This is a genomic window from Synechococcus sp. J7-Johnson (assembly GCF_024345795.1).
Classification (GTDB): Bacteria; Cyanobacteriota; Cyanobacteriia; order PCC-6307; family Cyanobiaceae; genus Regnicoccus_A.
Genome location: NZ_JAGQBU010000019.1, coordinates 44,045 through 55,856, shown reverse-complemented (window position 1 = coordinate 55,856; position 11,812 = coordinate 44,045). Strand labels below are relative to the sequence as shown.

Below are 11,812 nucleotides of genomic sequence, written 5' to 3'. Positions count from 1 at the left end.
CGACTGGCTGGATTTCAGTCGATTCGAGCCGGAATGCAGGCCGTAACTCACGACATCACGGCGCTACTGGCGATGGCGACGAGGAAGCCAGAACCAAGCTCGAGTTAAGACTTTGAATCAGCCCTGCATCCTCGCCGCTGTGTTGTTGATTGCTGGCGGGAAACTGCTCATGACTGCCGCGACGTGACGCTGACCAGGGCGGTCGGTCACCACGGCTCTCAATTGGAGCCGCAGCTGGTTTTAATTGGTTGGTGGTATCAGCACGTTCTCCGATTCCGAGTCCCCCCCTGGTTCTGGTTCATGGGCTGCTCGACAGCCCAGCGGTGTTCAACAAACTCAGGCGTGAGCTGGGAGAACGACGGCCCCATCTGCTGATCCCTGCCCTGCCCCTGCGCCTCGGACTCACCCCGATCGAACAGGCTGCTGAGCTGCTCGGTGGCCACATCCGGGCGACTCTGGGGCTGGAGGAGCCGATCGACCTGCTGGGCTTTTCGATTGGGGGCGTCATTGCCCGCACCTGGATTCAGCTGATGGGAGGGCACCAGCGCACACGGCGCTTCATCAGCGTGGGCAGTCCCCAGCAGGGAACGCTCACGGCCCAGCCCTGGCCTGGGCGCGTCTTCAAGGGCATCGCTGGTCTGAAGTGGGGCAGCGGCCTGCTGGAGCGCCTGAACGGCAGCCTCGACACCCTGCACCGGATCGAGTGCCACAGCTTCTATTCCGCCATTGATCTGGCCGTGCTGCCGGGATGGCGCGCCGTGCTGCCCATCGGCGCCCGCACGGAGCTGCCAGTGGCGACACACCCCCAGCTGTTGCGTGATCCGGCTGCCATCGGGCCACTGACCAGGGAATTGCTCAGGCCGTGATCCCGTGCGCCTGAGGCCTGTTGCCCATAGCGTTAGTGGTTGCAGGACTGGTGCGCAAGATGGGCTGGGTTGGCGTTTCCATGCTGGTGCGCTGGCTGCTGGGCTGGGTCCTGGGCCTGCGCCTACCCCTCCTCCCAGCCGCCTCACCTGTTGAGCCGCCCACAGTTTCGGTGTTGATCCCCGCTCGCAACGAGGAGTCGACGCTTCCCCATCTGCTCGATGGGCTTGCTCGCCAGAGCCTCAAGCCCCTGGAGGTGATCGTGGTGGATGACCACTCCAGTGATCGCACGGCCGCCATCGCCGCTGAGCCCCGGTCTGGCCTGCCGGTGGCCGTGCTCGCCTCGCTGCCATTGCCCCAGGGCTGGTGCGGCAAGACCTGGGCGCTGCACAACGGTGTGCTGGCCAGCCGCGGTGAGCTGTTGGTGTTCCTCGATGCCGACACCGAACCCGGTCCTGACTTCCTGGAGTGCCTGGTGGCGGCGCACCAGCAGCTCGGTGGACTGGTGTCGGTGCAGCCATACCACCGCACAGAGAAGCCCTACGAACAGCTCTCGCTGCTGTTCAACATGGTGGGGCTGATGGCCGTGCCCTTGGGGCCAGGTTGCGGCGTGGCCTTCGGGCCGGCGCTGGCCACCAGCCGCGCCGACTACGACCGCAGCGGCGGTCACGCGGCCGTTGCCGGCAAGGTGGTTGAAGACTGGTTCCTCGCCCATGCCTACGAACGGGCCGATCTGCCGGTGAGCGCTTTTCTCGGCTTCGGCCGGATCGCTTACCGCATGTACCCGGGCGGACTGCGCGACATGGTGGTGGGGTTCAACAAAAATTTCGCCACCGCTGCCGGTGAGGTGCGCTGGAGCTGGATGCTGGCCGTGCTGCTCTGGCTCTCCGGCCTGTTCTGGGCCGCGTGGTGCCTGCCGGCCTCGTTGCTGGGCTGGCCGCTGGTGGGTGATCGCGCCGTGCTCAGCAATGCGCTGGTCTACGGGGCCTATGCGCTCCAGCTGCTGGTGATCACCCGCCCCGTGGGTCGCTTCGCCTGGATCAACCTGCTGTTTCCCATTCCGGTGCTGTTCTTTCTCGGGGTGTTTCTGCTGGCGATCCTCAACCTCGAGCGCGGCAAGGTGCAGTGGAAGGGACGCACGTTCAGCACCCGCTGATGGCCAATTCCGTCGTTGTGGGTAACTCACATTTCAGTTGCTCACCCGCGCCGCCTCCATCTCCAGCGCAACCGCCAGGCCGACGTCCTCCACGTGCCTGGCCACCACCAGCCTGTGGGTGCCCTCTTCGGTCACGAAGCCATCCTGGGCTGGATCGAACCTGGCGAGGGCGCGCAGAGGGACCGTCAGCGTGATGCGCCTCGCTTCCCCGGCGGCCAGGTGCAGGCGCTGGAACGCCACCAGGGTTCGAGCCGGTCGCTCCAGCTCCCGGGCTGGGGGTTCCAGATAAATCTGCACCACCTCGGCCGCCTCCATCTCGCCGGTGTTGGTGATCGTGACGCTCGTCTGCAGGTGATCGATCCGGCCATCAGCGCGCTGGAACTCGGCCGTCAGCTCGGAAGCCGTGAACTGGCTGTAGGAGAGCCCGAAGCCGAACGGAAACGCCGCGGCATTGCCGTCACGCTGGAGGCGCCGGTAGCCATGCCAGAAGTCGTAGACGACCCGCCGCGCTCGGGGTTCGAAGGGCGGCAGGTGGCAGGCCTGAGTGGGCATGGAAAAGGGCAGGCGGCCGGAAGGTGACACCCGACCGAGCAGTACATCAGCCAGGGCAGCACCCCCTTGCTCTCCGGGATACCAGAGCAGCAGCAGGCCCGGAACCAGCTGCCGCCAGTCCTCGATCAGCATGCCGCCACCGCCCATCAGCACCACCACGGTGCGTGGATTGGCGCTGGCGACCTGGCGGATCAGGGCCACCTGATCCGCGGGCAGGTTCAGATCGGTGCGATCACCGGCGGCAAAGTCGCCGCCCTGCCGGGCTGAGGCGTAGCTGGTGATCCAGGCGAGCAGATGGGCCAGGGGTCGCCAGAACGGCATCAGCCTGCGCCGCCCCACCAGGCGCAGCAGCCAGTCGGGTGGAGGAATCAGGCGCAGGATCGGGGCGATATCGCCCGGATGGATGTGCTCCCCCTCCAGGCGCCAGTCCAGGCCGGCCACCACCACAGCGGCGTCGCAGCGGGCCGCCAGCGCGGCCGCTGCCAGGGGGCTGCTGCCGCTGGCCTGCTCGATGCGCAGGTCGGGAGCCGCGGCCCGCAGCCCATCGAGCGGTGTCACCACCGTTCCCGGCAGAGGCCGGGTGTCCGAGGATCCCCGATCCCCCAGGTTCGGTATCGACGCCAGCCGGCCTATCACCGCCAGGGAGCTCAGGCCTTTGAAGGGCAGCACCTGCCCCTCGTTGCGCAGCAGCACAATCGAGCTGGTGGCCGCCTCGCGGGCCAGGGCACGGTGTGTCTCGCAGGAGCGAAGCGACGCCGGGTAAGCACCTGCGGGCACCCTCAGCTGCACCTGCAGCAGTCGCAGCACGGCCTCATCGATGCAGCCCATCGGCACCCGGCCGTCGGCGACGGCCTCCGGCAGGCATCCTGCGAACACCATCCCGAACGGCATTTCCAGGTCCTGGCCCGCCAGTACGGCGGCGACGCCATCACGCACGCCGAAGATGAAATCGCAGACCACGAATCCGCGGAATCCCCAGCGCTGCTTGAGGATCCGTCGCAGCAGCTCCGGGTGCTGGCCGCACCAGTGGCCGTTGACCTGGTTGTAGGCGCTCATCATCGAACCGGCTCCGGCTTCCACGCAGTCACGGAAGTGGGGGAGATAGAGCTCATGCAGCACCCGCTCGCTGACCTGCACGTCGACCAGGAACCGGGAGCTGTCGATCGAGTTGAGGGCGAAGTGCTTGACGCAGGCCACCGCATGGCGTTCCAACCCACGGGTCATGGCGGCTCCCAGGGCTCCCACGTGCACCGGGTCCTCCCCATAGGTCTCCTGGGCCCTGCCCCAGCCGGGGTGGCGCAGGAGGTTGATGCAGACCCCGGCCACCCAGTTGGCGCCGAAGGATCGGGCTTCACGAGCGATGGCCTCCCCGATGCGTTGCTCCAGGTCGGGATCCCAGCAGGCCCCCCGGGCCATCGGCACGGGGAATGTGGTGGCTCCACCCTCGAGCACCACGCCGCGGGGGCCATCGACGAACTGAAGGCCCGCCAGGCCAAGACGGGGCACCTGCGCCGCCGGCCAGGGATGGCGGTGGGAGGCCTGATGGAGGGCGATGTCCGCCATGCCGGACCAGAACGGTGTGTCACCGTCGAGCAGCTCCAGCTTCTCGGCCGTGGTGAGTTCGGCCAGCAGCTCCAGAGACTTCTCCTGGCTCGAGGATCCGCGCTCGTGCATGGTCACCCCTTCAACGGAAGGACCCTCTCAGGATCGCAACGCCCGGGCCAATCGCAGCAGATCAAACGGCTCCACGAGCTCCGGAGCCATCCCAGCATCAACCCGTCCGGCGTGATGCCGAACGGGTTCAGTGATCAACTGGCTTCAGCAGTGGTGACACCTTCAATCCGGTCTTCGATCTCCTGATAGATCTCCTGCAGCTGGGCGATGTTCTCATCGCTGGTGTCCCAGTAGCCGCGGCCGTTCACTTCCAGCAGGGTGCCCACGATGCGGCGGAAGCTGTGGGGGTTGAGCTCCATCAGACGCTTGCGCATCTCGGGATCCTTGATGAAGGTGTCATTGGCCTCCTCATACACGAAGTTATCAACGGCGCCGCTGGTGGCGCTCCAGCCCAGGGTGAAGTTGAGCCGCTTGGCCACCTCGCGCACACCCTCGTAGCCGGAATTGAGCATGCCCTCGTACCACTTGGGATTGAGCAGCTTGGTGCGGGAATCCAGGCGGATCGTTTCGCTCAAGCTCCGCACCTGGGCATTGGCGGTGGTGGTGTCGGCGATGTAGCTGGTGGGGGCTTTGCCGTCGTCGCGCAGGCCGGCAATCAGCTTGGTGGGATCGGAATCGAAATAGTGGCTCACATCTGTGAGCGAAATCTCAGCCGAATCCAGGTTCTGGAAGGTCACATCGGCGGTTTTCATCGCCGATTCGAACACCTCACGGTTCTGGTTCATCTCACCGGGGTTGTCGGCGTTGAAGGCGAAGGTCTTGCGCGACAGATACATCTCCTGCAGGTCGCCCTCCTCCTCCCAGGTGCTGTTCTCCACCGCCAGGTTCACGTTCGAGCTGTAGCTGCCGCTGGCATTGGAGAACACCCGGGTGGCGGCCTCGCGCAGGCTGATGCCCTGTGCCGCCGCCTGCTCCTGGGAGTGCTTGCGCACGAAGTTCAGCTCCAGAGGCTCCTCGGCCTCAGCCGCCATCTTCACGCCCTGGTCAATCAGGCCCATCTGGTTGATGAACAGATCGCGGAACACACCGGAGCAGTTCACCACCACGTCGATGCGGGGACGGCCCAGCTCTTCGAGCGTGATCAGCTCCAGCTTGTTGACTCGCCCGAGCGAATCGGGCACGGGGCGCACTCCGATGAACCAGAGAATCTGGGCAAGCGATTCGCCGTAGGTCTTGATGTTGTCGGTGCCCCAGAGCACGCAGGCGATCGTTTCCGGCCAGGTGCCCTGCTCAGCCTTCTGACGCTCGATCAACCGATCCACCACCACCTTGGCCGCGGCGATGGCGGCGCGGGTGGGGATCGCCTGGGGGTCGAGGGCGTGGATGTTCTTGCCGCTGGGCAGCACACCTGGGTTGCGGATCGGATCGCCACCGGGGCCGGGAATCACGTATTCGCCATCAAGCGCCCGCAGCAGGCTTTCCATCTCCATGTCGGCGCAGATCTGCTCCAGGCAGAAGCGGAGGTAGCCGAACAGTTTGTCGAGCTCGGTGGGCTCCACTGCGGCGAAGCCCGAGGCACGGCAGGAACTCAGCCAGGGGCTGGGTCGCTCGTAGCCGAAGCGCTCCAGCAGGGCGAAGAACCAGCCGAAGCGCCCCTTGAGATCCACCCGACCGTCACTGCCCGTTACCGCGCGCACCATCGAGGCCACGGCGGCGCGGCAGGCCTCAGTGATCCGTTGGTTCAGCTCCACATCGACCAGCACCCCGGCGTCGTTGCCGCGATACACCTCATCGATCGTGCGGCCCAGGCTTTCGGCCAGCAGAGCCGGCAGGCTGCGGTAGCCCTCCTCTTCCCGCTCCAGGGCGGCGATGTTCACCAGGGTGGCAATCGCCTCCTCGGCGGTGGGCGGCTTGCCGATCGTGTGCAGGCCGCAGGGCAGCAGCCGGCTCTCGATCTCCATCAGCTGGCTGTAAAGAGCACCCACCACCCCGTCACGGCCATCTAGGTCGAGCTCGCTGGCGTCCACCTCCGGCAGGACCACGTCCTTGTCGAGGTTGCACTGGCGGGCCGTTTCGACGATCGCGTTGACGATCTGCACCCCACGGCTGCTCTCACGCAGCTGCTGGTAGGAGCCCACGAGTTCGCCCAGTTCCTTGAGGCCCCTGTAAAGGCCAGCGTTTTCGGCCGGTGGTGTGAGGTAACTGATCGTGGCGGCGTAACCCCTCCGCTTGGCGATCGTGGCCTCCGAGGGATTGTTGGCCGCGTAGTAATAGAGGTTCGGCAGGGCGCCGATCAGGGAATCGGGGTAGCAGGTGTCACTCATGCCCATCTGCTTGCCGGGCATGAACTCCAGCGAGCCGTGGGTGCCGAAATGCAGCACCGCGTCGGCACCCCACACCTTCTCCAGATAGGTGTAGTAAGCGGCGAAGCCGTGGTGGGGGCTGGCGCTGCGAGAATAGAGTAGCCGCATCGGATCGCCTTCGTAGCCGAAGGTGGGCTGCACCCCAACGAACACGTTGCCGAAGTGACGGCCGTAGATCAGCAGGTTGGTGCCGTCTGAGTTGAGGTTGCCGGGAGGCTTGCCCCAGTTTTCTTCGAGCCGCTCGGAATAGGGGGTGAGCCGCTCGTATTCCTCCACGCTCATCCGGTGCGCGATCGCCAGCTCCGGTGCCCCTTGGAGGGCCTCCGGGTCGTTGATCACAGCCTCCATCAATGCTTTGGAATCCCGCGGCAGGTTCTGGACGTCGTAACCCTTGCGCTTCATCTCCTCAAGCACCCGGTGGATCGAGCCGAACACATCCAGGTAGGCGGCGGTGCCCACGTTGCCCTTGTCGGGCGGGAAGCTGAACACCGTGATCGCCAGCTTCTTCTCGATGCGGGGTTTGGTGCGCAGCAAGGCCCAGCGGATCACCCGCTCGGCGATCGCCTCCACCCGGTCCTGGAGGGTGTGGGCTTTGCCGGTGGCGTCGTCGCGGCCGCTGAGCACGATCGGCTCGATGGCGCCATCGAGCTCGGGAATGGCGATCTGCAGTGCCACCTGCACCGGGTGCAGCCCCAGATCGCTCTCCTCCCATTCCTGGGTGGTCTGGAACACCAGTGGCAGGGCCACCATGTAGGGCCGGTTCAGCTTCGAGAGAGCCTCGATGGCGCGGGGATGGTCCTGGCGGGCCGGACCACCGATCAAGGCAAAGCCGGTGAGGCTCACCACCCCATCCACGATCGGTTGGTCGGGGTCGAGCGGGTCGTAGAAGAAGGCCTTGACCGGTTTGGAGAAATCGAGCCCACCGCAGAACACCGGGATCACAGTGGCGCCGCGGTATTCCAGCTCCTGGATAACCGCCACGTAGTGGGCCTCATCGCCGGTGACGATGTGGCTGCGCTGCAGCACCAGACCGATCACCGGGCCGCTTTTGGCCTTCTCGCTGAGGTCGGCGCGGCTGGAGTTCCAGTTCAGGTATTCCTTGAGGTCCTCGAACATCCCGGGAGCCATGGGGTGCCACAGGCCCAGATCCGGAAACACAACAGGTTCGGCCACCTGCAGTTCGGGTCGGCCGCTGTCGCCCCGGGGGAACACATACTTATCAGCCAGCATCAATAGGAAGTTGCGCAGGTTGTCCGGCGTTCCACCCAACCAATACTGAAAGCTGAGCATGAACGAGCGCGCATCCTGCGCCTTCTCAACCGGTAGGTACTTGAGAACCGTGGGCAGGGTGTTGAGCAGTTTCAACATGGCGTCCTGGAAGCCGGCGCCATTGGCTTCCTTCCGCTTCTTCATGAAGCTGGCGATGGCGCTCTTGCTCTGGCCCAGCTGGGCCATGGAAAATGTGCCGAGCTTGTTGAGCCGCATCACCTCCGGCATGGAGGGGAACACCACGGCGGCCTTGAGTCGGTCCCGGTGGGGTGCCACAGCCTCCACCACTTTCTGGGCCAGGTCTTCGATGAAGATCAGCGAGGCGATGAACACATCGGCTTCGGCCACATCGGCGCAGAAGGCGGCGTAATTCTCTGGATCGCGCAACTCCTCGATCAGGTAGCCGCTCAGATCCACCGCCAGGGCCGGGTTGGTGGCGTTGAGGCTGGTGGCCGCCTGTGTCAGCGCGTTCTGGTACTGGGGCTCGAGCACCACGTACACCGCACGCATCACGGCCCGACCCTCACTGCCGGCGGGAGCCTCGCCGTTGCCAGGGGTGACCCGGCGGTTGGCGGAGCGTACCTGCGTGAACATCGGCGCTGGGGTTTAGCAATGTGAAGGAGCCTACGAAACCTGCCCCAGCCGCGCGACTTTGCGCCCCAAGGCGTTACAGGAGCCTGGCCGGGGCCGGAATCGCCGCCATAGGCTCCCCTCACGTCGAGATCACGCCCGGCCCATGCACCCCACCGATGCGCTCCCTGCTTCGATCCCGGTGGTGGTGGCCGGTGCCCTGGGCCGGATGGGGGCTGAAGTGGTCAAAGCCGTCACCGCAGCTGGGGATTGCCGCCTACTCGGCGCGATCGACACCACTCCCGGTAAGGAGGGGGCGGACGTGGGGCTGGAGCTGGGTCTGGGGGAACTCGAGGTGGCGATCACCGCAGACTTCGAGGGTTGCCTCTGCCAGGCCAGCCAGGCGGTGCGAAGTGATGGCCCAGGAGCTGGCGCGGTGCTGGTCGACTTCACCCATCCCTCGGTGGTCCACGAGCACACCCGTGCTGCGATCGCTTATGGAGTCCACCCGGTGATCGGCACCACTGGTCTGAGCCCCAAGCAACTGGGCGAGCTGGCGGTGTTTGCCGAGAAGGCCGGCATCGGCGGTGCCGTTATTCCCAACTTCTCGGTGGGCATGGTGCTGCTGCAGCAGGCCGCCGCCGCCGCCGCCCGCTTCTACGACTTCGCCGAGCTCACAGAACTGCACCACAACCGCAAGGCCGATGCCCCCAGCGGCACCTGCATCAAGACTGCCGAGCTGATCGAGGAGCTGGGCAAGACGTTCAACGAGCCCCAGGTGGAGGAGCACGAAACGCTGGCGGGCTGTCGCGGTGGTCAGCGGGAGAGTGGTCTGCGGCTGCATTCGCTGCGGCTGCCCGGGCTGGTGGCCCACCAGGAGGTGATGTTCGGCGCCCCAGGGGAGACCTACACCCTGCGCCACGACACGATCGAACGCTCCGCCTACATGCCCGGCGTGCTGCTGACTCTGCGCCGGGTGCGCCAGCTCCACGGTCTGGTGTACGGGCTCGAGCGCCTGATCTGAAGCGATGCTGATCCCACTCAAGCCAGGTGAACTGCAGCGCCTGATTCCGGCGGTGGCCACCGGGCCCCAGTTCAGTTTCTGCAGCGGCAATCCCCAGAAGATCCTGCAGCGGGTGCTGATCTCGGTGATCGGCGGGGTGATCTCGCTGCTGATCGCCCAGAGCCAGTTCTCCTATCGCTTCGGTTCGGTCTGGCTGGTGGCGGGTTTTGTCCTGCTGCTCTACGTGCTCTGGGGCCCGATCCTGGAAGCGGGACGACGCAACGCCACCCTGCGGCGCTACCCGCGGGCGGCGATCTTCGAGGCGCGGGTGGGTGATCTGTTCACCAAGGAGCTGGTGGAGCAACGCAAGGAGCAGGCGGATCAGCGCGGCCGTCTGGAGCTGGTGGAGAACCGCCGCACCTGGCTGTCGCTGGAGCTGGAAGACGACGACGGCTACCTGGGCTCAGTGCGCTTCCCGATGGAGAAGAAGCACCAGACGATCCGCCGCGGCATGGTCATTCGAGGTCTGGTGCTGAGCGAACGGCCTGATTTTTCGCGGATCGATGCCATGAGCGACGCCTGGATCCCGCAGCTCAAGGCCTGGGTGGGTGAGTACCCCTACCTGCTGCGGCCCGCATTCGAGGAGCTCTGCCTGCGACGCCTGCGCTGAAGCGGCTCTCAACCGGGCTCGCCCTGGAGCTGCTTCCGCCAGCGGACGTTTACGTTCCGCAACAATGTGTTACATTCAATTCATCAACCCAGGAGACCCCATGGCCCAAGCCACCGCCACCGCCCCCAGCTCGGCTCCTGTGAACGCCAGCGAGCGCGCCACCATCCGCGGCGCCACCGTCACCACCGAAGACGGTGGCCGCCTCAATGCCTTCGCCACCGAGCCCCGTATGGAAGTGGTGAGCGCCGAGAGCGGCTGGGGTTTCCACGAGCGCGCCGAGAAGCTGAATGGCCGCATGGCGATGCTCGGCTTCATCGCCCTGCTGGCCACCGAGTTCGCCCTGGGCGGTGAGGCCTTCACTCGCGGCCTGCTCGGCATCGGCTGAGCCCTTTCTTCGCATTCCACTTCTGGCCGCAGCAGAATTTCTGTTGCGGCTTTTTTGTGGCCGCAGTTGAGCCCATGAGCGTTCTTGCCCCGGCCCCTGCGGCGGCCCCAACTGGTCCTCTGATTTCTGAGTGGCCGACCATGCCTCGGGCCCACGTGCTCGGCGGGGGACCCACCGGTGCCCTGGCGGCCCTGGCCCTGGCCCAGGCGGGCTGGCGGGTGCAGCTCACTGATCCGCTCAGCGGTGCTCAGCTGCAGGCCCGCCGTCGCGCTTATGCCCTCAGCCATTCCAGTCGCCTGTTTCTGCAACGCCTGGGCCTCTGGCAGCAGCTGGCGGAGCTGGCGATTCCTTTCCGCTCGCTGCGGCTCTGTGATCTGGAGGCGGGGCGAGCGATCGGTTTCGGCCCGGCCGAGGTGGGCTTCGGCTCCGCCAGCCCCGCCGAGGCGGGTGCCGTGGGCTGGATCCTGCAGCATCAGCTGCTGATGCGATCTCTGCTCGAGCGCCTCGAGGCTCACCCCGCCATCAGCCTCAGGCTGGGGGAGGACGAATCCCTTGGTGCGCCATCCCTTGATCCCGACTGTCTTGGCCCGCCTGATCTGGTGGTTGCCGCCGATGGCAGCTCCTCTCCCACCCGGGAGTCGGCGGGGATAGGGCACTGGCGTCTGCCCTATGGCCAGGGCTGCCTCACGGCTCAGGTGCGCCTGCGCAGCTCGGCCCCCGATCAGGCCTGGGAGCTGTTTCGTCGCGAGGGTCCATTCGCAGTGCTCCCCCTCGGCGACGGCACCGCCCAGCTGGTCTGGAGTGCTCCTGCCGGGCGGCTGCGACAGCTGGAAGCGCTTGATCCCGTGGCCTTCCTCGATGCCCTCGCCGCCACGCTTCCGGACAGCCTGCAGCCCGAGGCCCTGCTCGAGCGGCCCCGGGCCTTCCCAGTGGCCCTCGAGCTGGCCCGCAGCTTCCACCGCGGCTCGCTGGCGCTGGTGGGGGAGGCGGCCCATCGCTGCCATCCCGTAGGCGGCCAGGGGATGAATCTCTGCTGGCGGGATGTGGAAGAACTGCAGCGTCAGGCCCTGCGGGCGGCCGCTGGACAACTGTCGCCTGCCGCGGTGGCCGCAGCCTATGGACGCCGCCGCTGGCCTGATGTGCTGCTCACCCTGCTGAGCACCGACTTGCTGGTGCGGATCTTCTCCAACCGGCAGCCGCTGCTGCTGAGGGGCCGCCGCCTGGCTCTCGGCCTGATGGGCCGCTCCAGCACTTTGAGGCACCTCAGCCTCAAGGCCATGACCCTGGGTCCTTGCCGCCTCGCGGCTCTCTGGTCAGAGTGAGGACAGCCCGGCATAGACCCCATTGAGTCTGAGCATTCGAGTGA

General features: G+C 66.2%; 8 protein-coding genes. 6 read left to right on the top strand and 2 right to left on the bottom strand.

All coding sequences use genetic code 11. The features are described from left to right. The first annotated feature begins 251 nt into the window (after positions 1–251). Together KBY93_RS10745 and KBY93_RS10740 are read left to right on the top strand one after the other, a co-directional pair. A complete protein-coding gene (locus tag KBY93_RS10745) occupies positions 252–866 on the top strand; it encodes an esterase/lipase family protein (protein ID WP_399223016.1) in 615 nt (204 codons plus the stop codon). An 80-nt stretch (positions 867–946) separates the two neighbouring features. Continuing rightward, positions 947–2,020, top strand: coding sequence for a glycosyltransferase family 2 protein (locus KBY93_RS10740; protein WP_255094377.1), 1,074 nt, complete (start codon positions 947–949; stop codon positions 2,018–2,020). 33 nt (positions 2,021–2,053) lie between these two features. Here the strand turns inward: KBY93_RS10740 and KBY93_RS10735 are convergent, their stop codons facing one another. Together KBY93_RS10735 and KBY93_RS10730 are read right to left on the bottom strand one after the other, a co-directional pair. Beyond that, positions 2,054–4,246, bottom strand: coding sequence for a beta-glucosidase (locus KBY93_RS10735; protein ID WP_255094376.1), 2,193 nt, complete (start codon positions 4,244–4,246; stop codon positions 2,054–2,056). A 134-nt stretch (positions 4,247–4,380) separates the two neighbouring features. Further along, the gene (locus KBY93_RS10730; protein ID WP_255094375.1) at positions 4,381–8,412 is read right to left on the bottom strand and encodes a magnesium chelatase subunit H; all 4,032 of its coding nucleotides are present in this window, start codon (positions 8,410–8,412) and stop codon (positions 4,381–4,383) included. A gap of 142 nt (positions 8,413–8,554) precedes the next feature. Between KBY93_RS10730 and dapB the strand changes: the two genes are divergently transcribed. The 4 genes from dapB (at position 8,555) to KBY93_RS10710 (ending at position 11,768) form a co-directional block, all read left to right on the top strand. Further along, the gene (dapB, locus tag KBY93_RS10725) at positions 8,555–9,412 is read left to right on the top strand and encodes a 4-hydroxy-tetrahydrodipicolinate reductase (protein WP_255094374.1); all 858 of its coding nucleotides are present in this window, start codon (positions 8,555–8,557) and stop codon (positions 9,410–9,412) included. 4 nt (positions 9,413–9,416) lie between these two features. After that, positions 9,417–10,061: a hypothetical protein gene (locus tag KBY93_RS10720; RefSeq protein ID WP_094554233.1), complete on the top strand. Its 645-nt coding sequence runs from the start codon at positions 9,417–9,419 to the stop codon at positions 10,059–10,061. Positions 10,062–10,161: 100 nt separating this feature from the next. Then, positions 10,162–10,446: a high light inducible protein gene (locus tag KBY93_RS10715; RefSeq protein WP_255094373.1), complete on the top strand. Its 285-nt coding sequence runs from the start codon at positions 10,162–10,164 to the stop codon at positions 10,444–10,446. Positions 10,447–10,520: 74 nt separating this feature from the next. Then, complete coding sequence (locus KBY93_RS10710) at positions 10,521–11,768, top strand: FAD-dependent monooxygenase (protein ID WP_255094372.1); 1,248 nt, start codon at positions 10,521–10,523, stop codon at positions 11,766–11,768. The last annotated feature ends 44 nt before the right edge of the window (positions 11,769–11,812 follow it).

What these genes read in the sequence shown, in the direction of transcription:
- KBY93_RS10740 (WP_255094377.1), top strand. Translation starts at nt 947, where the DNA reads ATGCTGGTGCGCTGGCTGCTGGGCTGGGTCCTGGGCCTGCGCCTACCC.
- KBY93_RS10735 (WP_255094376.1), bottom strand. Translation starts at nt 4,246, where the DNA reads ATGCACGAGCGCGGATCCTCGAGCCAGGAGAAGTCTCTGGAGCTGCTG.
- KBY93_RS10730 (WP_255094375.1), bottom strand. Translation starts at nt 8,412, where the DNA reads ATGTTCACGCAGGTACGCTCCGCCAACCGCCGGGTCACCCCTGGCAAC.
- dapB (WP_255094374.1), top strand. Translation starts at nt 8,555, where the DNA reads ATGCACCCCACCGATGCGCTCCCTGCTTCGATCCCGGTGGTGGTGGCC.
- KBY93_RS10720 (WP_094554233.1), top strand. Translation starts at nt 9,417, where the DNA reads ATGCTGATCCCACTCAAGCCAGGTGAACTGCAGCGCCTGATTCCGGCG.
- KBY93_RS10715 (WP_255094373.1), top strand. Translation starts at nt 10,162, where the DNA reads ATGGCCCAAGCCACCGCCACCGCCCCCAGCTCGGCTCCTGTGAACGCC.
- KBY93_RS10710 (WP_255094372.1), top strand. Translation starts at nt 10,521, where the DNA reads ATGAGCGTTCTTGCCCCGGCCCCTGCGGCGGCCCCAACTGGTCCTCTG.